The 20,107-nt window shown below is 67.7% G+C and carries 21 protein-coding genes and 2 riboswitches; of the genes, 5 read left to right on the top strand and 16 right to left on the bottom strand.

Going from position 1 to position 20,107, the window contains the following annotated elements:
* Window positions 1–70 precede the first annotated feature (70 nt).
* Both AC5P8R_RS00525 and AC5P8R_RS00520 read right to left on the bottom strand, forming a co-directional pair.
* Window positions 71–652 (bottom strand): DUF3106 domain-containing protein, encoded by a 582-nt coding sequence (locus AC5P8R_RS00525; protein WP_495222894.1) that lies wholly within the window; start codon window positions 650–652, stop codon window positions 71–73.
* Window positions 645–1,649: a hypothetical protein gene (locus tag AC5P8R_RS00520; protein WP_014648577.1), complete on the bottom strand. Its 1,005-nt coding sequence runs from the start codon at window positions 1,647–1,649 to the stop codon at window positions 645–647. Before AC5P8R_RS00520 ends, AC5P8R_RS00525 begins: the two co-directional genes overlap by 8 nt.
* 412 nt (window positions 1,650–2,061) lie before the next feature.
* Here AC5P8R_RS00520 and AC5P8R_RS00515 point away from each other — a divergent pair, with 412 nt between their 5' ends.
* Window positions 2,062–4,239, top strand: a complete 2,178-nt coding sequence (locus tag AC5P8R_RS00515) for a primosomal protein N' (protein WP_495222983.1) — start codon at window positions 2,062–2,064, stop codon at window positions 4,237–4,239.
* Window positions 4,240–4,335: 96 nt separating this feature from the next.
* On the opposite strand, the gene AC5P8R_RS00510 is transcribed toward AC5P8R_RS00515, so the two are convergent.
* Both AC5P8R_RS00510 and AC5P8R_RS00505 read right to left on the bottom strand, forming a co-directional pair.
* Window positions 4,336–4,956, bottom strand: coding sequence for a glutathione S-transferase family protein (locus tag AC5P8R_RS00510; protein WP_014648579.1), 621 nt, complete (start codon window positions 4,954–4,956; stop codon window positions 4,336–4,338).
* A 112-nt stretch (window positions 4,957–5,068) separates the two neighbouring features.
* On the bottom strand, window positions 5,069–5,848 hold the full coding sequence (locus tag AC5P8R_RS00505; RefSeq protein ID WP_014648580.1) for an NYN domain-containing protein: 780 nt from the start codon (window positions 5,846–5,848) through the stop codon (window positions 5,069–5,071).
* 123 nt (window positions 5,849–5,971) lie between these two features.
* On the opposite strand from AC5P8R_RS00505, the gene AC5P8R_RS00500 reads away from it, so the two are divergent.
* Window positions 5,972–7,252 carry an NAD(P)/FAD-dependent oxidoreductase gene (locus tag AC5P8R_RS00500; protein WP_014648581.1) on the top strand — a complete coding sequence of 427 codons (1,281 nt, stop codon included), beginning with the start codon at window positions 5,972–5,974 and terminating at the stop codon, window positions 7,250–7,252.
* Window positions 7,253–7,344: 92 nt separating this feature from the next.
* On the opposite strand, the gene AC5P8R_RS00495 is transcribed toward AC5P8R_RS00500, so the two are convergent.
* The 3 genes from AC5P8R_RS00495 to AC5P8R_RS00485 form a co-directional block, all read right to left on the bottom strand.
* Window positions 7,345–7,761, bottom strand: coding sequence for a hypothetical protein (locus AC5P8R_RS00495; protein WP_049408667.1), 417 nt, complete (start codon window positions 7,759–7,761; stop codon window positions 7,345–7,347).
* Between the two features lie 3 nt (window positions 7,762–7,764).
* Entirely contained in the window at window positions 7,765–8,196 is a 432-nt protein-coding gene (locus tag AC5P8R_RS00490; RefSeq protein WP_049408669.1) for a nuclear transport factor 2 family protein, read from the bottom strand.
* 144 nt (window positions 8,197–8,340) lie between these two features.
* Window positions 8,341–8,616, bottom strand: coding sequence for a GIY-YIG nuclease family protein (locus tag AC5P8R_RS00485; protein ID WP_111206764.1), 276 nt, complete (start codon window positions 8,614–8,616; stop codon window positions 8,341–8,343).
* Window positions 8,617–8,656: 40 nt separating this feature from the next.
* Window positions 8,657–8,746, top strand: a riboswitch (glycine riboswitch).
* Window positions 8,747–8,759: 13 nt separating this feature from the next.
* A riboswitch (glycine riboswitch) is annotated at window positions 8,760–8,865 on the top strand.
* 82 nt (window positions 8,866–8,947) lie between these two features.
* Between AC5P8R_RS00485 and AC5P8R_RS00480 the strand changes: the two genes are divergently transcribed.
* Window positions 8,948–9,565, top strand: a complete 618-nt coding sequence (locus AC5P8R_RS00480) for a trimeric intracellular cation channel family protein (RefSeq protein ID WP_005411215.1) — start codon at window positions 8,948–8,950, stop codon at window positions 9,563–9,565.
* A gap of 262 nt (window positions 9,566–9,827) precedes the next feature.
* On the opposite strand, the gene AC5P8R_RS00475 is transcribed toward AC5P8R_RS00480, so the two are convergent.
* The 7 genes from AC5P8R_RS00475 to AC5P8R_RS00445 form a co-directional block, all read right to left on the bottom strand.
* The gene (locus tag AC5P8R_RS00475; RefSeq protein WP_014038657.1) at window positions 9,828–10,901 is read right to left on the bottom strand and encodes a 3-deoxy-7-phosphoheptulonate synthase; all 1,074 of its coding nucleotides are present in this window, start codon (window positions 10,899–10,901) and stop codon (window positions 9,828–9,830) included.
* A 294-nt stretch (window positions 10,902–11,195) separates the two neighbouring features.
* A complete protein-coding gene (locus AC5P8R_RS00470) occupies window positions 11,196–11,453 on the bottom strand; it encodes a hypothetical protein (RefSeq protein WP_014648585.1) in 258 nt (85 codons plus the stop codon).
* 90 nt (window positions 11,454–11,543) lie between these two features.
* On the bottom strand, window positions 11,544–11,882 hold the full coding sequence (locus AC5P8R_RS00465) for a DUF6616 family protein (RefSeq protein ID WP_046432768.1): 339 nt from the start codon (window positions 11,880–11,882) through the stop codon (window positions 11,544–11,546).
* Window positions 11,883–11,930: 48 nt separating this feature from the next.
* Entirely contained in the window at window positions 11,931–12,671 is a 741-nt protein-coding gene (locus AC5P8R_RS00460; protein ID WP_495222893.1) for a DNA alkylation repair protein, read from the bottom strand.
* Complete coding sequence (locus AC5P8R_RS00455; protein WP_032958244.1) at window positions 12,668–13,168, bottom strand: MarR family winged helix-turn-helix transcriptional regulator; 501 nt, start codon at window positions 13,166–13,168, stop codon at window positions 12,668–12,670. The genes AC5P8R_RS00460 and AC5P8R_RS00455 overlap by 4 nt, the downstream gene beginning before the upstream one ends.
* 72 nt (window positions 13,169–13,240) lie before the next feature.
* Window positions 13,241–14,539 (bottom strand): sensor histidine kinase, encoded by a 1,299-nt coding sequence (locus tag AC5P8R_RS00450; RefSeq protein ID WP_169411511.1) that lies wholly within the window; start codon window positions 14,537–14,539, stop codon window positions 13,241–13,243.
* Between the two features lie 32 nt (window positions 14,540–14,571).
* Window positions 14,572–15,279, bottom strand: a complete 708-nt coding sequence (locus AC5P8R_RS00445; RefSeq protein WP_014648590.1) for a response regulator transcription factor — start codon at window positions 15,277–15,279, stop codon at window positions 14,572–14,574.
* A gap of 106 nt (window positions 15,280–15,385) precedes the next feature.
* Between AC5P8R_RS00445 and AC5P8R_RS00440 the strand changes: the two genes are divergently transcribed.
* Window positions 15,386–16,315 carry a retropepsin-like aspartic protease gene (locus AC5P8R_RS00440; RefSeq protein ID WP_169411501.1) on the top strand — a complete coding sequence of 310 codons (930 nt, stop codon included), beginning with the start codon at window positions 15,386–15,388 and terminating at the stop codon, window positions 16,313–16,315.
* Between the two features lie 67 nt (window positions 16,316–16,382).
* Window positions 16,383–17,546 (top strand): serine hydrolase domain-containing protein, encoded by a 1,164-nt coding sequence (locus AC5P8R_RS00435; protein ID WP_495222892.1) that lies wholly within the window; start codon window positions 16,383–16,385, stop codon window positions 17,544–17,546.
* A gap of 92 nt (window positions 17,547–17,638) precedes the next feature.
* On the opposite strand, the gene AC5P8R_RS00430 is transcribed toward AC5P8R_RS00435, so the two are convergent.
* The gene (locus AC5P8R_RS00430) at window positions 17,639–18,250 is read right to left on the bottom strand and encodes a DUF6445 family protein (protein ID WP_032958237.1); all 612 of its coding nucleotides are present in this window, start codon (window positions 18,248–18,250) and stop codon (window positions 17,639–17,641) included.
* 133 nt (window positions 18,251–18,383) lie between these two features.
* Window positions 18,384–20,033: a chaperonin GroEL gene (groL, locus tag AC5P8R_RS00425; RefSeq protein ID WP_005411226.1), complete on the bottom strand. Its 1,650-nt coding sequence runs from the start codon at window positions 20,031–20,033 to the stop codon at window positions 18,384–18,386.
* Window positions 20,034–20,107 lie beyond the last annotated feature (74 nt).

The following is a 20,107-nucleotide window of genomic DNA, read 5'->3' as shown; positions in this document are numbered from 1 at the left end:
GGACGGAGGGGATTAAGTCGTTTCAGGCCCGCTAGTGCCGGATGCGACTTAATCCCCTCCGTCCCCTTTTTTACTGGCCGGCCTGGCGCTTGAGCCAGCTGTCGCGCTCGGCGGCGGGCACGGCGAGGAAGGCGCTGCGCACTGCGTCGCGTTCCTGCGGTGGCGTGCGCTGCGCGACCAGAGTCAGCTGGGCCAGCTGCGCCGGGCTGAGCTGGCGCAGTACGGCCAGCGCGGTCTCGCGCTGTTCCGGCGGCACGAAGCCGAACAAGCCATGCAGCTTGGGGAATTCCAGGCCCAGTTGCGGGCCCAGCCGCCACCCGTCGCGGAACGCCTGGTCCTGGTCGCGGAACTGTTGGCGCAGGCGCTGCTGCTGGTCCGCAGGCAGCGCATTGAATCGCGCAGCCGCCTGGCGGATGCGCTCGCGCTCTCCTTCCGGCAGCGCGCGCCAGGCGGCGTAGTCGGCGCGGCGCTGGCGCTGCTGCTGCGCATCGAGCTGGGCGAAGCCAGAGGGTGCTGCCGTCGACGGTGCTGGCGGAGCCACCGGGGTGGCCGGCGACGTCGGTGGCGGCAACGGCACGTTCAACGATTGCGGCGCGGCAGACAGCGACAACGGCAGGGCCAGCAGCAGGCTGGCGAACACGGACTTATTCATCGGCAGCAGCGGTTTCCAGCGTGGCACTGGCCGGCTCCGGCCGGCTCGGCCTGGATTGCGATTCATCCACCGGCAGCGGGCCGCCCGCGGCAGTCCACGCGTACAGGTCGGCATCGGCAACCAGCGGGTAGTCACGATCGGCCAGCATCGCTGCGTCGTCCGTGGCCTGGGCCGTGGTCGCATCCGGCGTGGCGTTGACCTTGCTGGGTGGCAGGGCTTCCACCGTCACCGGACCGGCTTCGCCCACCACCCCCTCCGGCAGCGGTGCATCACTGCCGAAGGAATGCCCCTGCCAGTGGCGCCAGCCCAGCGCTGCGGCCAACAGTATCGCCACGGTCGCCAGCAGGATCAGCGGACCGCGCCAACGTGGCTTGGCGTTCGTGCGACGGCGCTTGCCATTGGCGGCCGCCCGCTCATCGCGCTGCGGTGCGCGCCAGCTCGGGGTCGGGGCTTCATTGTGGGCGGTCGCGGCGGCGGGTTGCTGCAGCTGCTGCAGGCGCGCGGCCGGCAACTCACGGATACGCGCCTGCACCTGTTCGGCCAACTGGCGCCAGGCCGAGGCATCCGGCTGGCCGTGGGCATCACGCGGGCAGGCGTCGGCCAGCAGGTGCTGGTAGCCCGCCTCGTCCTGGTCGAGCACGCGCATGGCGATGCCCTCGTCCAGGCTGCCACCCACCCGCAGCAGCAGCGCAAGGCGCGGCAGCGGCGGCATCGCGCCCAGTACGGCCAACGGCGGCAGCCACTGCCCGCCCACCGGCTCGCGCAGCGCCTGGCGCTGGCCCAGAAGGGTCCAGAAGCGGGTCGGCCACTGCGCCATCGGCAGGTCGCTGGCCACTGCGGCAAAGGCGCGCATCACCGCCACCAGGGTCTGCTCGGCACGCGCGGCATCGCCGCACTGCAGTTCAGCGACCACCAGGGCACGGCGCTCGACGCCACGCAGGAACGCCGACAGCGCGCCGGCCGCGGTCGAGGAAACAGGGGCGGGCACAGCCGTCATCGGTCACTCCAAAGGTCTGCCGGCATGATAACGGCAGGCCATCGACGCCCGTAGGACTTGCGCCCACAGGCACTTCGTGCTGCAGGTTGTGCACAGCACCACGCCCCCTCCGGCGAAAACTGTGGCTTCGGGCTGAATTCACTCTGTTTCAGCATTGTTTCACACTTAAGATATTGATTTTATTGTCTTTTGTTGTGTGGCGATTTTTTGACCAACCCAAGCGTGAGGCCGTCGCCATCGGCCTTCTACGTTTCCGATGGCCGTTAACGCACAACGTTATCCACAGAACATGTGGATAAGACTGAATCTCCAATGGACACCGATATTTAGGTGACATTTATGATTCAACGGGCGCCGCCCCGCCGCTCCCGCTGCTGCCGTTCGCGCGCGCATGGCCCGTTACACTGGCCCGATGCTTTCACCGATTCCGACCCTGCAGGTCGCCCTGCCTGTCCCCCTGTCCCGCCTGTTCGACTACCTGTCGCCGGAGGGCGATGCACCGGCGGTCGCGGTCGGCTGCCGCCTGAAGGTGCCGTTCGGCAACCGGGAGCTGGTCGGTGTGGTGGTGGGGCACGGCCAGACCGACGACGGCCAGGGACTGCGCCAGGCCCTGGCCTGGTGCGACCCGCAGCCGCTGCTGCAGGGGGAGCTGTGGCAGAGCCTGCAATGGCTGGCGCGCTACACCCATGCGCCACTGGGCGAGGTGCTGAGCACCGCCCTGCCCGGCCCGCTGCGCCATGGCGAGGTCCTGCCCGACACACACCACTGGGGTTGGCAGCTGACCACCGAAGGCCACGCCCAGCGTGAAAAGCTGCGCGCCGGCAGCCGTCCACGGCAACTGGCCGAGCTGCTGGCCGAAGCCATCGTGGATGAGGACGTGCTGGGCGAACGCATGCAGGACTGGCGCACCGCCGCGCGCAGCCTGGCCAAGCGCGGGCTGGCCGAGCGGGTTGCGCTGAGCGTGGCCCCCCAACACGCGCAGCCACTGCCCGGTCCCACGCTCAACCCGGACCAGGCCGAGGCGGTGGCCGCGATCACTGCCGCCGACGGCTTCCAGCCGTTCCTGCTGGATGGCGTGACCGGCAGCGGCAAGACCGAGGTCTACCTGCAGGCGATCATCCATTGCCTGGCGCAGGGCAGGCAGGCGCTGGTGCTGGTGCCGGAAATCGGCCTGACCCCGCAGACCCTGGCACGCTTCCGTGGCCGCCTCGGCATCGCCGTGCATGCGCTGCACTCGGGGTTGAACGACAACGAGCGCGCGCGCGTCTGGGCAGCGGCCTCACGCGGCGAAGCGCGCGTCATCGTCGGCACCCGCTCAGCGGTGTTCACGCCGCTGCCCCAGGCCGGCCTGCTGATCGTCGACGAGGAACACGATGGCAGCTACAAGCAGCAGGACGGCATCCGTTACCACGCGCGCGATTTCGCCCTGGTCCGGGCCAAGTCGCTGGGCGTTCCGGTGTTGCTGGGCAGTGCCACGCCCTCGCTGGAAACCCTGCACAACGCCTACGCCGGGCGTTACACCCACCTGCGCCTGAAACAGCGCGCCGGCGATGCGCGGCCACCGCGCGTGCGCATCCTCGATGTACGCAAGCGCCCGCTGCATGACGGCCTCTCGGCCGATGTGCTGGCCGGCATCGGGGAGCATCTGCAGCGTGGCCAGCAGGTGCTGGTGTTCAAGAACCGCCGCGGCTACGCACCGGTGCTGCTGTGCCACGACTGCGGCTGGACCGCGCCATGCCAGCGCTGCGATGCGCCGATGACCGTGCATGGTGGCGGTCGTCGCCTGCAGTGCCACCACTGCGGCGCGCGGCAACCGGCGCCGCTGGCATGTCCGGCCTGCGGCAGCCTGGCACTGCAACCGCAGGGCATCGGTACCGAACGCCTGGAAGAACATCTCACTGCGGCCTTCGCCGACTTCCCGGTGGTGCGCATCGACCGCGGCACCACCTCACGGCGCGACGCGCTGGAACAGCAGCTGGCGAAACTGGGCGACCAGCCCGGCATCCTGGTCGGCACGCAGATCCTGGCCAAGGGCCACGACCTGCCCAAGCTGACCCTGGTGGTGGTGGTGGGTATCGATGAGGGCCTGTTCTCAGCCGACTTCCGCGCCAGCGAAAAACTGGCGCAGCAGCTGATCCAGGTGGCCGGTCGCGCGGGACGTGCGCGCGACCCGGGCGAGGTCTGGCTGCAGACCCATCACCCCGGGCACCCGCTGCTGGAAACCCTGGTGAGCGGTGGCTACCATCCGTTCGCGCAAGCCGAGTTGAACCAGCGCCAGGCGGCCGGATTCCCGCCCTTCGCGCATCTGGCGCTGATGCGCGCCGAAGCGCAGCAGGTGGAGCATGCCAATGCATTCCTGCTGGCAGCCCGGCACCTGCTGGGCGAACAGAACGTGGTCGAGGCCTACGGGCCGATGCCGGCGCCGATGCCGCGGCGGGCCGGTTACCAGCGCACGCAGCTGCTGCTGTCTGCGGTGCAGCGGCCGCCGCTGCATGGCGTGCTTTCGCAACTGGTTCCGCAGCTGTACGCGCTGCCGGAAGCACGCAAGGTGCGCTGGTCGCTGGATGTGGATCCAACGGATCTTTATTGAGGGGTCAGAGCCCACCCGTCGGGTGGGATCCGACCCCGATGCCCTGGGGTCGGATCCCTTTTCGCAGAAAAGGGCTCTGACCCCGGACGCCTTCGCTTACGTCAGCGGCGACATCACGCCGCGCTGGTAGGCCGGTCGCTCACGCAGGCGCGCATACCACTCGGCCAGGTGCGGCAGGTCCGGGCGCTGGATCGGCAGTTCATACCAGGCGTACACCAGCGAGCCGAGCGGAATGTCGCCCATCGCGAACGTCCCGCCCGACAGCCATGGCTGCGTGGCCAGGGTGGCATCGGCCATCGCCAGGTAGTCACCGGCACGGACGATGGCCGCGCTGATGCGCGCTTCGTCACGGTCGGCCGGCGCGGTGCGCATGATGCCCCAGACCAGGTCGCTGTACAGCGGCGCCATCCGCGAGGTGCTCCAGTCCATCCACTTTTCGGCCTGCGCGCGCTCCATCGGGTCCTCGGCGTACAGCGTGCCCAGCGCATAGCGCGCGCTCAGGTAACGCACGATGGTGTTCGATTCCCACAGCGGCAGGCCGTGGTCCTCGATCACCGGCACCAGGCCGTTGGGATTCATCGCCTGGTACTCCGGCGTCTGCGTGCCGCCATGGCTGCCGCCGACTTCGATGGATTCGTACGGCAGGCCGATCTCCTCGGCACACCACAGCACCTTGCGGACGTTGCTGGAATTGCGGCGGCCCCAGATCTTCAACATGCGGGTTTTCCTTGCTGGCAATGCGAGCGGCAACGATACGCCTGATTGGAGTGGAGATGTGCGTGCAGGATGCGGGATCGGGCGCCTGCGCGCTGCCGGCCGGCGGCCGGCACTACCGGTTCTTTTTTGGCAGCGCGCGCACGTAGGACGACTTGCCGTCCTTCTTCAGCTCGAACAGGCCGATCGCCGCCAGCAGATCGCTGAGTTTGCCGTAGCCATAGTTGCGCGGATCGAACGAGGCCTGGTTGCCGATCTGGCTGCCTACCGGCCCCAGGTGCGACCAGCCATCCTCGCCCTCGGCCGAGGACACCGCGCGGCGCAGCATCTTCACCAGCCGGGTGTCGCTGCGCATCTCCGCCCCGCTCTTGCGCGGGCGTGCATCATCATTGGCGACGGGCTCGTTCGATGCCTGTTCGCTCGATGCCTGCTCGGCATCCGGCACGCTGGCGTGGGTCTGGCCCAGCGCTTCCAGGTAGGTGAACTTCGAGCACGCGTTGACGAACGGTTCCGGCGTCTTCTTTTCGCCGAAGCCATACACCTTCACGCCGTCGGTCAGCAGGCGCATCACCATCGGGGTGAAATCGGCATCGCTCGACACGATGGCGAAGCCATCAAGGTTGCGCGCGTACAGCAGGTCCATGGCATCGATCACCATCGCCATGTCCGACGCATTCTTGCCCTTGCTGTAGGCGAACTGCTGGATCGGGCGGATCGCGTATTCGTGCAGCACCGCTTCCCAGCCCTTCAACCGCGGGCTCTTCCAGTTGCCGTAGGCACGGCGCACGTTGGCCACGCCATAGCGGGCGACTTCGGCCAGGACCTCGTCGATCTTCGAGGCCGGCGCATTGTCGGCATCGATCAACAGGGCGATGCGCTTTTCCGGTTCGCTCATGGATTCCTCGCGGGCGGTTGCCTGAACCCGAGTATCGCCGATCCACCCAGGCGCTGACGTGACAGGTGGCCGCCGTGCGAAGATGCCAGGCGCTTCCCCCAATGCCCCCACTGGAGTGAGTCGATGAGTCGCGAGCGCGTTCCCCACCTGGTCGTTGTCGGCGGCGGTTTTGCCGGTCTCTGGGCCACCCGTGCCCTGGCCCGCGAGCGCATACGCATCACCCTGGTCGACCGCCGCAACCATCACCTGTTCCAGCCGCTGCTGTACCAGGTGGCCACCGCCGGCCTGTCCGCGCCGGATATCGCCGCACCGCTGCGCCACATCCTCGGCCACCAGCGCAACGTGGAAGTCCGCCTCGGCGAAGTGGTCGCCATCGACAAGCAGGCACGGCAGATCGGCATGGCCGATGGCAGCACGCTGGACTACGACAGCCTGCTGCTGGCCACCGGCGCTACCCACGCCTACTTCGGCAACGACCAGTGGGCCGATGATGCCCCTGGCCTGAAAACGCTGGACGATGCCATTGCACTGCGCCGCAAGCTGCTGCTGGCGTTCGAACGCGCCGAGGCCGAACCGGACCCGGCCAGGAAGGCGGCGTGGCTGAGTTTCGCCATCGTCGGTGGTGGTCCCACCGGCGTCGAACTGGCCGGCACGCTGGCCGAGATCGCGCGCCACACGCTGCGCAACGAATTCCGCCACATCGATCCGGCCAGCGCCAAGGTGCGGCTGGTCGAGGCTGGGCCGCGCGTGCTGTCCTCGTTCCCGGAAGTGCTTTCGCTGAAGGCGCGCCGCCAGCTGGAAAAGCTGGGCGTGGAAGTGCTGACCGGTACCCCGGTGAGCGACATCGACAGCCAGGGCTTCAAGCTCGGTGAGCAGTTCGTGCCGGCCCGCACCGTCGTCTGGGCCGCCGGCGTGGCCGCTTCACCACTGGCGCGCACGCTGGACGTGCCGCTGGACCGCGCCGGCCGCGTGCAGGTGCAGCCGGACCTGACCCTGCCCGATCACCCGGAGCTGTTCGTGGCCGGCGACCTGGCCGCACTGAGCCAGGCCGACGGCAAGCCGGTTCCCGGCGTGGCGCCCGCGGCCAAGCAGATGGGCAAGTACGTGGCCGAGGTGGTCCGTGCACGCCTGCACGGCAAGCCCGAGCCCGGTCCGTTCAAGTACGCCGACTACGGCAACCTGGCCACCATTGGCCGCATGGCCGCGATCGTGCACCTGGGCCGGCTGCAGCTCTCCGGCGTGCTGGCCTGGTGGTTCTGGCTGGCCGCGCACGTGTTCTTCCTGATCGGCTTCCGCAACCGCATCGTGGTGCTGCTGAACTGGGCGGTCGCGTACTGGAGCTACCAGCGCAGCGCGCGCATCATCTTCGGTGATGATCAGGACGACCGGCGGCCGAAGCGGTAAGGCCGCACGCAACAGGGGTCGGATCCCTTTCCGCGGGAAAGGGCTCTGACCCCGTCAACAAACATGGAGCGCCATCCACGCATGACGTGGATCTACTTCCGGCAGAAGTCCTCCTTCCTCGCGGTGTCGGCAATCTGCGCGGTACTCCAATGCCGGGTGATCCAGATCGCCAACGCGGTGCTGCTGAGATGCCAGCGCAGCATGCCGCGCCGAGGTTGCCGCCACAGGTGGCGCCGGGCAATCCAGAAGGCCTCCCGCTCCACTTCAGGCACCTTGTTCTTCATCCCGTCCTTGTCGAAGAACTGGGCGGTGAAGCGCCAGGGGTTCATCGGCTGGTATCCCGCCCGTGGCTCACCGCTGCACGCAGCCACGCCACTGGGCGCGCGGTCGGCCGGCTTCGGCCGACCGTCCACCAATGCCAGCCCGAGCAGATACAGCAGGCCAGGCAGCAGCGCGATGCCGGCGACCAGCACGACGACGGAGATCCATGCGTTGCCGGCGGCACGCATCGCTCAGTGCGCCTTCGGTTTCGGGTACCACAGTGCGTTGACGATGACCCAGCGCTGGTCGAAACGCCCCATGTGGAAGTAGTCGACGAACCACGGGGTTTCCAGCCGCACCGAGGCCGCGTTGCCGGTCACGTCCAGCACCGTGCAGCGGCGATCCCATTGATCCTTCGGGGTCTTCAGCGCGCCCTGTTTCGTCAACGAGACCAGCTCTTCCTTCGACATCCGGCGCAGGCCCAGGCGCTCGTCGGGTGTATCGCCGAGGACCGCGCGCTTGGCCAGGTCCGGGTGCAGCGAACGGGCGACGCGCTGCGGGTCGGCCTCCAGCTGGCCATCGACGTAGTCGTGGCAGGTGGCTTCGATGGCCGCGATCGTGGCGGGGTCGGCGGCAGGGCTCGTTGCTGCGGAGAGAGCGAACAGCAGGGCGATCGTGGACATCCGGGTCTCCAGCTCTGGGCGCGGGGCGATCATCGCATGGACCGGGTAGCCCATCCACGCAGGGCGTGGATCTACTGTAGAGCCGAGCCCGTGCTCGGCTCCCGCATCGGGCAGACGGAACAACAGCCGAGCGTGGGCTCGGCTCTACAGAAGCGCAGGATCCGTTGCCTGCAGCCAGGCCAGCTTGCGTTCGCGGGGCTGCTGCTTGAGTTGCCACTCGGCCCGCGAGGCCGCGGCCCGGTCCGGGTACTCGCGCACGGCCAGCACGCGCAGCGGCGGCCGGGCCCGGGTGTAGCGCGCGCCCTTGCCGGCCTGGTGGGCGGCGAAACGCGCCTCCACATCGGTGCTGATGCCGGCGTAATAGCTGCCATCGCGGCATTCGAGCAGGTACAGGAACCACGGGCGGACGGACGAGGCCATGCCTGGATTATGCCGTGCTGCACTGCAGCGGATATACTGGCGCCCGAATGCAGGAGAGAGGCGCCGCGCTGGCGCCCGCCGAAGGCGCAGGCTCCCATGATCGCTCAGGCCGGTGGGCTGGAATCCCACCAACCATGCATTCGACTCGCCGAGCTGGAGAGAGGTCACCGGGCATGCCCGGGACGATCCGCCGAAGGGGCACGCGGCCCATGCCGCTGAACTCTCAGGCAAAAGGACAGCGGGAGCGGCACCGGTCATCGTCATCCCGTCATTGCGCAGGCAGTGGCGGTGGTCGCGCATGGCCGGCCCCACCGCGCCCGGAGCCTGTCCCATGCTGCTGTCCATCATCTACCTGATCGCCATTTCCGCCGAAGCCATGACCGGCGCACTGTCCGCCGGCCGCCGCCGCATGGACCTGTTCGGCGTGGTCATGATCGCCTGCGTCACCGCCCTCGGTGGCGGCTCGCTGCGCGACATCCTGCTCGGCCACTATCCGCTGGGCTGGGTGAAGCATCCCGAGTACCTGGGCTTCACCGTATGCGCGGCGCTGATCGCCACCTGGGTGGCGCGCTGGATGCACCACTTCCGCCGCACCTTCCTGGTGCTCGATGGCCTGGGCCTGATCGCCTTCACCCTGATCGGCTGCTCGATCGCGCGCGAAGCCGGCCATGCAATGCCGATCGTGCTGATCGCCGGCATGCTGACCGGCGCGTTCGGCGGGGTGCTGCGCGACATCCTCTGCAACGAGGTACCACTCATCTTCCAGAAGGAGCTGTACGCGATCATCGCGCTGCTGACCGGCGCGGCCTATCTGTTGCTGCTGCACTGGGGCGTGGCCGATGCCACCGCGATCCTGTGCTGCCTCGGCGGCGGCTTCGCGTTGCGCCTGCTGGCGATCCACTACCGCTGGGAAATGCCGAAGTTCGTCTACCACGACGAAGTGCATTGAGCCTCTTCGTAAAGTCGAGCCATGCTCGACTGCTCTTTGCAGGAAACCAACGCGCTTCGCGCGCAGGTCGGGCATGGCTCGACGCTACAGGAAGCGGTATCACCACCCCGGCGATGTACCTGGCGCTGTCGCTCATGCGCAGCGCCAGGCGCATCGCCGGTGCAGATGGGCCGGCCTCCAACTCCGACCGGCCCTGATCGCGGCCGCACCCCCGCAGGCGCTGGCCGCCATCCACACACGTGCCGCACTCGGGCGGCTTCCATCAGGCTGCTTCGGACACCTTCACGTCGCGACGGGCGCGCACGGCCGCAGCCAGACGCTCCAGCACCGTCACGGTGGTGTCCCAGTCGATGCAGCCATCGGTGATGCTCTGCCCGTAGACCAGCGGCTGGCCTTCCACCAGTTCCTGGCGGCCACCGACCAGATGGCTCTCGATCATCACGCCAACGATGCGCTGTTCGCCGTCTTCCAGCTGAACAGCGATGTCCTCGATCACCTTCGGCTGGTTCTCGGGGTTTTTCAGGCTGTTGGCGTGGCTGGCGTCGATCATCAGGCGCGTCGGCAGCTTGGCCTTGGCCAGCACCTGGCAGGCGTCGGCGACGCTGCCGGCGTCGTAGTTCGGCTGCTTGCCGCCCCGCAGGATCACATGGCAATCCGGATTGCCGGTGGTCGACACGATGGCGGTGCCGCCCTGCTTGGTGACCGACAGGAAGTGATGCGGGTTGGACGCCGCACCCACCGCGTCAGCGGCGATCTTGACGTTGCCATCGGTGCCGTTCTTGAAGCCGACCGGGCACGACAGCCCCGAGGCCAGCTCACGATGCACCTGGCTTTCGGTGGTACGCGCGCCGATCGCGCCCCACGCCACCAGGTCGGCGATGTACTGCGGCGAGATCACATCGAGGAATTCGACACCGGCCGGCAGGCCGAGCTTGTTGATGTCGCGCAGCAGACCGCGGGCAATGCGCAGGCCCTTGTCGATCCTGAAGCTGCCGTCCAGGTCCGGGTCGTTGATCAGGCCCTTCCAGCCCACCGTGGTGCGCGGCTTCTCGAAGTACACACGCATGACGATTTCCAGTTCGCCGGCCAGCGCGTCGCGCAGCGGCTTCAGGCGCTGGGCGTATTCGATGGCGGCCTTCGGGTCGTGGATCGAGCACGGGCCCACCACCACTGCCAGGCGGTCGTCACGGCCGTGCAGGATCTGGTGCAGGGCCGCGCGCGAGGCGCTGACGGTGTCGGAGGCTTCATCGTCACAGGGCAGCATCGCCAGCAGCTGGGCAGGCGGTGTCAGCGGTTCGATGGTGCGGATACGCAGGTCGTCGGTGTGCGGGGGCATTGCAGGAGATCTCCGGAACGTTGGGGTCCCCAGCGTGGCGGCATGAAAAAAGCCGCCAGGTTCGCTGGCGGCTTTCGGGAATGCGTCTGAAGCTTTCTTCAGGGTGAGCGCAGTCCTTCCTCCGCCAGTGGCTTCGGAAAGTAATACCAGTAAAAGCGGGTGGCGGCTGCGTTCATGGGGTGTATTGATAGCACAGCTTTTGCGCAGTGCAAAATGTTTCATCCGCAACCGCGGGTGCGGTTCAGCGAGGCGCGCGCCGGCGCTGCCCACGCGGCAGCAGCCACGCAAAGCCGCTCATTTGCCATGCACTTCCACGTCCAGCAACAGGCCTTCGTGGATGTCGGCCCAGCGCTCCAGCACGCGGTCCAGCTCCTGCCTGGCCTCGTCCAGCTGCTCGGGATTGAGCAGGGAACGGGTGGTGTAGAGGTCGGAAACCAACCGCCGCAGGGCCGCCTCCGGGATGGCCACCGACGGCCCTTCCCGCCCCGGCAACTGCAATGCCGGGCTGTCGCCAAGCGGGCCGAACAGCGTGACCTGGAGCGTGCTCTGCATGATCAACTTCCCTGCGGATGGACATGGGCAATGTCCTGTTTACCGCGTCCGGGTGACAGGCGCATGTGCCATGCGCGTCCGGAGACGCTGCTACAAGGCGGCCAGGTCGGCAAGGTGCTGCCCCATCCCATCGTCTGCGCCGACGGCGTTGATGGTGGCGAAGTACTGATGCCAACCGGTGGCGGCAATGCCGGCCACCAGCGCATCGGCGTCCGCGCGGCTTGCACAGCGCCAGACCGCATAGAACTGCTCATCGCTGCCGTGCTGTACGCCCCTGGCAATGCGGCCCATCGCCAGCAGTGTGATGCGGACTGGATCGAACTGCTGCATGCCTGCACCGATACGGGCGAAGAAGGCATTCCGCTGCTCGGGCTGGAGCGTGGTCCAGGCGGGGGTGGCGGTGTAGAGCTCGATGAAGGTGTGCGACATGCTGCTTCTTCCTTGAAGGTTTGGGGGGTTGCCGGCCAGCGGCCGGCACTACCGGAGCGAGCGCATGGCGCGTTTGCGGATGTAGGCATTGGCATCACCAGGGTGCTGCTGTTGCCAGCGCGCGCACAGCGCACGCAGCCACTGCGGCTGTGTCTTGCCGGCATCATTGAGCCAGTTGCCGACCGAGTCCTGCACATAGCGCTCCGGGTCGTCGGCGAGTGCTTCCAGCATCGCCTCTGCAAGTTCCGGCTGCCGCTTGAACAGCGCGACATGTGTGGCCCACACGCCGCGCGGGCGCAGCGCTTCGCAGGCGAAGCGGCGCAGGTACGGCGATCCTTCCTGCGTCCATGATTGCAGGTACTCCAGCGCCTGCAGTGGTGCGGCAACAATGTCGGCACGCAGCGCCAGCCACGCCCATTCGCGCACGCCGAAGTGCGGGTCGTCAGCCAGTGGCCGCATCGCCTGCAGCTTGGCCGGCAGCGTCGCGTCGGCGTCGCCGCCGATCAGGTAGCAGGCCCAGCCACGCACCGTGTCTGACGTATGCGCCTGCCAGCGCGCAGGCTCCCCCTGTCCGGCTTCGTGCAGCAACCGCGCCGCCAGCGCCATGCGCTGGGTGATGCCCTTGCCAGAGGCGTCGCGCATGCATTGCAGCGATTCCGGCTCAAGGGCAGGCGCCACCACCTGCAGCAGCGCGGTGAAATCCACGGCCAGGCATTCGGCCAGATGGGTGGCAGCAGCGCTGCCACTGTTGAGTGCATGCAGCCTTTGCGCAGGAACGGGCGTGCTCATGCTGCCGATTCCCGCCCGCCGTCCGTGTGCTGCCAGACCTTGTGCAGCAGCTGCGACAGCTGCTGCTGTTCACCCGCATCCAGGCCGTCGAACAGGCCGCTGATCCATTGCGTGTGCTGCTCGAACAACGACTCGGCCAAGCGCTTTCCCGGTGCGGTCAATACGATCTGCAGACGGCGGCCATCCCCGTCATCGCTGCGACGCTGCAGCAGGCCTTCACGCTGCAGGCCATCGAGCAGGCCGCTGATGGTGGCACGGGTCACGCCGGCACGCTCGGCCAGCAGGTGCGGCGGCAGCGTGCCACCGGCCCCGTGCAGCAGGAACAGCACGATGAAGCGGCCCTCGCTGAGCCCATGCGGTGCCAGCCGCGCGGCGCAGTCGCGATCGATCGACGAGGACAACGAGAGCAGCTGGAAGCACAGGCGCAGTTGCGCGATGTTGGCGTGGCCGCGTCGCTGCGATTCCTCCAGCAGGGCCTGATGCTTGGCTTCGATCATCTCACTAACACGATATGGTTAGGAGCCTAATCATATAACCGGATAGCCGCCATGTGTAAACCACAGCCGATATCAGCGGAGCTTTCCCAGCAGCAGGCGCGCGATCAGCCCGCCGCCCTCGCGGTGCAGCAGCTGCAGTTCGCCTGCGTGACGCCTGGCCACGTTGGCGGCCATGGCCAGTCCCAGCCCGGTCCCACCGGTAGCGCGACTGCGCGAGCTTTCGCTGCGCTGGAATGGTTGCAGCAGGCGGACACGATCAGCTTCGGCGATACCCGGCCCGCGATCCATCACATCCAGCTGCACCCCATGTCCCCACACGGCGACATGCAGCTCCACGGCGCCCGCGTAACGCTCGGCGTTGTCGATGAGATTGTCGACCGCGCGCCGGAGCAGCAGCGCATCGCCATGCCACGGCAGCGTATCCGGGCACTGAAGCGAAATGTCGACCCCGCGCAGCAGCGCCCCTTGCAGGCATTCCTGCAGCAGGTCAGCCAGATCCAGCGAGCGCATCTGCAAGGGCTGCAGCTCGCCGCGTGCATAGTCCAGCACCTGCTCGATCATCGCGTCCATGCGTTCGATGTCCGCCACCATCCGGGCGGCCTGTGGTGCGGGAGCGAACTCGGCGCGCAGGCGCAGGCCGGTCAGGGGCGTGCGCAGGTCATGCGCCACTGCCGCCAGCATATGGGTCATGTCCTGTGCCTGGACCCGCAGGCGTTCGCGACCGGTGCTGATCGCGGCGGCCAGCATCTGCACTTCGCGTGGGCCATCGTCGGGCAATGGCGACTCGGCCTGCAGGTCGACGCGTGCGCTCGCTTCGGCCAGGCGCCGCAGCGGGCGCCCCAACCGGATCGACGCCCACGCCGCCAACGGCGCCAGCAGGATCGCACCGCCCAACAGGGCGAGCATCACCTGGCGGCGCCAGGCCGCCAGGTCACTATGGTCGCTGCCGACCACCCGCCAGCGGCCGTCGGCCTGGCGCATCCCCAGTTCAAACGGCGGCCACTGCATCGCGGTCAGCAGCGCGGCCTGTGATTTCAGCACGCCAGCACGACCGGAGGCGTCCAGTACCGCGCCACCCTCGATGACCTGCACATCGGGCGCCCTGCCCTGCCCCGTCCATGCCAGGCGTACATCCTCGGCCGGCATGCCCATCTGCGCGGCCGCCAGCTGCGCGAGCCAGTCGCTGGCGCTACCTTGGGGGGGCGCGTCCTGCGTCGCCCTGCGCAATCCCAGTGGCGCCGGCGCCTGTTCCCCACGCAGTACCTGCATCGCATGGTCCAGCCGCATCGGTGGCGGCGCGGGCCGGGGCATCCAACCCACCACTGCAACACTGACCAGGGTTGCCAGCAGCAGGCTGGCCAGCGCCAGCATCGCGATCCAGCGTGTGGTCGACCACCGGCTGCTCACAGCACCTGTACCTCAGCGTCGAAGCGATACCCTTCCCCGCGCAGTGTCTGCACGAGGGCTTCTGCCCCGGACGCGGCCTGCCCGAGCTTGCGGCGCAGGCGGCTGATCGCGAGGTCGATGGCACGGTCCACGCTGTCACTGGCTTCTCCGCGACTCAACTGCAGCAGCTGCTCACGCCCCAGCACCCGCCCGGGACGTTCGGCCAGCGCCAGCAACAGGGAAAACTCGCCACGACTCAGCACCAGCTCGGCACCGTCCGGTGCGAACAGGCGACGCTGGTCGGGCAGCAATCGCCAGCCATCAAACCGCAGCTCGCTGGCCACCTGCGTGCGCAGCTTGTCCTGACGGCGCAGCAGTGCGCGTACCCGCGCCAGCAGTTCACGCGGATCAAAGGGTTTGGCCAGGTAGTCGTCCGCGCCCATCTCCAGGCCGATCACGCGGTCCGGTGCAGCCCCCATCGCCGACAGCATCAGGATCGGGATCGCCCTCGCCTGCAGCCTGCGGCAGACCGACAGCCCATCCTCACCGGGCATCATCCAGTCGAGGATGATCAGGTCCGGTCGTTCGGCCTGCAGCAGCACGTCCAGTGCCGCCGCATCCGCCGCCAGGCGTACCTGGTAGCCGTGCAGCAGCAGGTGGTCGGCGATGGCGTCGCGGATGCTGGCATCGTCGTCGACGACGATGACACGGATGGGAGTACTCATTCGGACAGTATCCAGCACCTGTGTATCAGGACGGTATCAGCGCCGATATTCCGGCGATACGCCGCCGTGCGCCAATGGTCACCCACGATCACTGCGGAGTCTTCCCTTGCGCCTCTTCCTGTTGCCCCTGTTCGCCGCTCCCTTGCCTGCGCTCGCCTCCAACGCCGCCGCGCACATCCTGCCGATGTGGATGCAGGGCGGTCATCCGGCGGTGGCCGTCTCGCTGGACGGGCGCGCCGAACCGCTGCGCTTCGTGGTCGACAGTGCCGCCGGGGCAACGCTGGTCGATGCCCGCGTCGTGCGGCGCTATGGCCTGGAGGATGCGGATGCAGAGGTATCACAGGCGCAAGGGGCGAGTGCAGCTTCGGCGCGGTTGCAGCGCATGCGCAGCACGTCCTGGCAGCTGGGCAGCTGGCAGCTGCAGGCCCAAGCCATGAACGTGGATCTGTCATCGTTGCCGAAGGATGATGATCCAGCCATCGACGGCTTGATCGGCAACGATCTGACCGGGCGCTGGGACACCCGTTGGGACTTCGGCCGCAATCAACTGGCGCTGTGGACACCCGGCGGATTGAACCTGGAAGGACCGGGTTGCCAGCCCAATGCGCTGCCCGGCCGCACTGGCGGCCTGCGCCAGTTCGGCTTCATCACGCTTGTACTGGGCGCGCCTGCGGTGGACGCCATCGCCGTGGTCGACACCGGTGCCGCACAGACCGTCCTCAACGCCGAAGCCGCCCGCGCACTGGGGCTGCGCACCGACGGCAGCGACGCGCGGGTGCGGGTGCGTGAAAAGGGCACCGAAGGCCTGGGCGGCGGCAAGCAGGCAACCTGGCTGTACACCCTGCCCGGCATGACCGGCGGCGGCTGGCAGCACCCGTCGATGGAGGTCCGCATCAGCGAACTGCCGGTGTTCAAGGCGATCGGCCTGGAGGGCCGGCCGGCGCTGATCCTCGGTGCCGATGCAATGCGCGGCGGCCAGGTGGACATCGGTGCCGGCGCGGCGCGGATCTGCCTGCGCCGGCCGCAGGCCAGCTGACATCTGGCGATGACGCCAGCGGCAGCCCGGCGTAGCATCACCGTGCGCCCCACCAGGAGTTCCACGCATGTGCCGTGCCACCCTGATGTTGCTGACGCTGCTCCCGCTGGCGGTACTGGCCGCGCCGCCACCCGTGCCCTCGCCCACTCGCATCGATGCCGAAGCACGGCGGCTGATGCAGGCGGCCCATGCGCGCGGGATGGCGCTGGCGGTGATCGATGACGGCAAGGTGGTGCATGTGGCCGCCTACGGTGAACGCAACGCCGCAGGCGAGCCGCTGCGCACCGACACCGTGATGTATGCCGCATCGCTCACCAAGATGGCCTTCGGCCACCTGGTCGCACAGCTGGCGCAGGACGGGGTGATCGATCTGGATGCCAGCATCGCCACAGCTCTGGACGTGCCGCTGCCAGACTACCCGCCCGAACCGAAAAAGTACGCCGACTACAGCGTGCTGGCGAGTGATGCACGCTGGCGCCGGCTCACGCCGCGAAAGCTGCTGAATCACGCCAGCGGCTTTGCCAACTTCGGCTTTCTCGAACCGGATGGCCGGTTGAAGTTCCACTTCGAGCCCGGCAGCCGCTACGGCTATTCCGGCGAGGGCCTGATCCTGCTGCAGTTCGTGATCGAACGTGGGCGACTGGGCGAGGATGTGGGTGCGTTGATGCAGCAGCGCGTGTTCGATCGCTTCGGCATGGCGCGCACCAGCATGTCGTGGCGCGCGGATTTCGCCGGCAACCTGGCCGATGGCTGGACCGTCGAAGGCAATACAGAGCCGCACGATCAACGCAGCCGTGTGCGGGCGGCAGGATCGATGGATACCACCATCACCGACATGGCCCACTTCGCCGCCGGTTATGTGCGCGGCGATGGGCTGTCTGCGGCAATGCGCAGGGAACTGGTGCGGCCGCAGCTGCCGATCACCACCGCCAGCCAGTTCCCAACGCTGCAGCCGGAGCTGCCCGTTGCGCAGCAGCACCGGGATCTGGCCGCGGGCCTGGGCGTGGTGACCTTCCGTGGCCCCCAGGGTGCAGGCTTCTACAAGGGCGGCCACGACGATGCGGTCGGCAACACCCTGGTGTGCATCAAGCGGCACAAACGCTGCGTGGTAATCCTGGGCAACGATGTACGGGCCGAGGCCACCTTCCCGGCACTGGTGGCGTTCGTGCTGGGTGATACCGGCGTGCCATGGCAGTGGGAGTACGGCGCGGCGAAGGCCTTCGTCGAATGAAGGCGCGATGATCCCTGGGCGGGGAGTGCGGAGGGATGGGAGCAACCATGCATGGCGTGTGGATCCACCTCACGCGTGGATGCCTGCTCCGCTCAGCGCGCCTGCTCGAAGAACATCAGGTACACCAGCCGGCCATTCTCCGGGCGGTCGCCGAACGCTGGCCCGGCGGTATGCCAGAACCAGGGCCGCAGCAGCACCAGCCGGTTGAAACGCATCGGGATGCGCATGGTCATTTCCCACTGGCTGTCGTCGTTGCTGTCGCGCTCGATGATGTCACGATGCATGTCGCCGCCGTTGGCATAGCCCAATGCGGCCAGCTCCGCTGCATCCAGGGCCATGCGCTCGGTGCCGGTACGGCGGTGGCGGAAGAACTCGGTGCCGCCCTCGCAGTGCTCCGGTGCACTCAGGTAGAGGATGCCCGACCAGTGCGAGTGATCGGCGTGCACCTTGGCGCGGCCGGTGTCACCGGCCAGGGTAAGGCGGAACTTGCCGTGCGACTGCAGTGGGTTGACCGGCCGCAGCGGTTCGTTGACCAGCCGCGAGACCGCGCCGGACAGCCCATCCAGTTCCAGCCGCTGCTGCGAATTGCGGCCGGGGAATGCACCCTCCTGCACCGGATAGGTCAGGCCCAGCGCCGCCTGGCGCAGCCCCTGCGCATCGGCAGGAGAAAGGAAGTCGTCGACGACGATGAAGGAGGTAGGCATGGCCACCGAGCGTAGCGATGCGCTGCTGCGGCGGCAACCGGGCAACGAAAAACCCCGCCTTGCGGCGGGGTTCTTCCTTGCATCGGGAGGGCGTGCCGACCAGGGTCGGCAACGACCGCCGGGGGACGTGGACTTAGAAGTCCATGCCGCCCATGCCACCCATGCCGCCCATGCCACCGGCGCCACCCATGGCCGGCTCGTCCTTCTTCGGAGCTTCGGCAACCATGGCTTCGGTGGTGATCATCAGGCCAGCGATCGAGGCGGCGTTCTGCAGCGCCGAACGGGTCACCTTGGTCGGGTCCAGGATGCCGAACTGCAGCATGTCGCCGAACTCGCCGGTGGCGGCGTTGTAACCGAAGCTGCCGGTGCCTTCCTTGACCTTGTTGATGATGACCGACGGCTCGTCACCGGCGTTGGCCACGATCTCGCGCAGCGGGGCTTCCATCGCGCGCAGGGCGATCTGGATGCCGTGGTTCTGGTCTTCGTTGGCGCCCTTCAGGCCGGCCAGCGCGGTGATCGCGCGGACCAGGGCAACGCCGCCGCCCGGAACCACGCCTTCTTCAACGGCCGCACGGGTCGCGTGCAGGGCGTCGTCGACGCGATCCTTCTTTTCCTTCATTTCGATTTCGGTCGAGGCGCCGACCTTGATCACGGCAACACCGCCGGCCAGCTTGGCCACGCGTTCCTGCAGCTTCTCGCGGTCGTAATCCGAGGAGGTGTCCTGGATCTGGGTCTTGATCTGCGCCACGCGTGCATCAACGTTGGCCTTGTCGCCGACGCCGTCGATGATGGTGGTGTTCTCCTTGGAGACCTGCACCTTCTTGGCGCGGCCCAGGTCCTTGATGGTGGCCTTCTCCAGCGACAGGCCGACTTCTTCGGAGATCACGGTGCCGCCGGTCAGCACGGCCATGTCTTCCAGCATCGCCTTGCGACGGTCGCCGAAGCCCGGGGCCTTGACGGCCACGACCTTGACGATGCCACGGATGGTGTTGACCACCAGGGTGGCCAGCGCTTCGCCTTCGACTTCCTCGGCCACGATCAGCAGCGGCTTGCCGGCCTTGGCGACGCCTTCCAGCACCGGCAGCAGGTCACGGACGTTGGAGATCTTCTTGTCGTGCAGCAGGATGAACGGGTCATCCAGGTCAGCGGTCTGCGACTGCTGGTTGTTGATGAAGTACGGCGACAGGTAGCCGCGGTCGAACTGCATGCCCTTGACCACGTCCAGCTCGTTGTCCAGGCCCGAGCCTTCTTCAACGGTGATGACGCCTTCCTTGCCGACTTCCTTCATCGCGTCAGCGATGATCTGGCCGATCGACTCGTCCGAGTTGGCCGAGATGGTACCGACCTGGGCGATCGCCTTGTCGTCGGCGGTCGGCTTGGAGATGTTCTTCAGCTCGGCGACGGCGGCCGAGACGGCCTTGTCGATACCGCGCTTGAGGTCCATCGGGTTCATGCCGGCGGCAACGGCCTTGGCGCCTTCGCGGATCAGGGCCTGGGCCAGCACGGTGGCGGTGGTGGTGCCGTCGCCGGCATCATCGTTGGTGCGCGAAGCAACTTCCTTCACCATCTGCGCGCCCATGTTCTCGAACTTGTCAGCCAGTTCGATCTCCTTGGCGACGGAGACGCCGTCCTTGGTGATGGTCGGCGCGCCGAAGCTCTTTTCCAGCACGACGTTGCGGCCCTTCGGGCCCAGGGTGGCCTTGACGGCATTGGCGAGAACGTTGACGCCGCGCACCATGCGCGAACGGGCGTCTTCACCGAAACGAATATCCTTGGCAGCCATTGCATTTACCTCATTGGTAGCGCCGGACGATGCCCGGCGGCTGGGAGTTTGGGATCAGGTTGAAACAGGTCGCG

Source organism: Stenotrophomonas sp. YJH_SMC_73 (assembly GCF_059370155.1).
The sequence above is the reverse complement of the archived record's forward strand: the minus strand, read 5'-3'. Positions and strand labels throughout refer to the sequence as shown.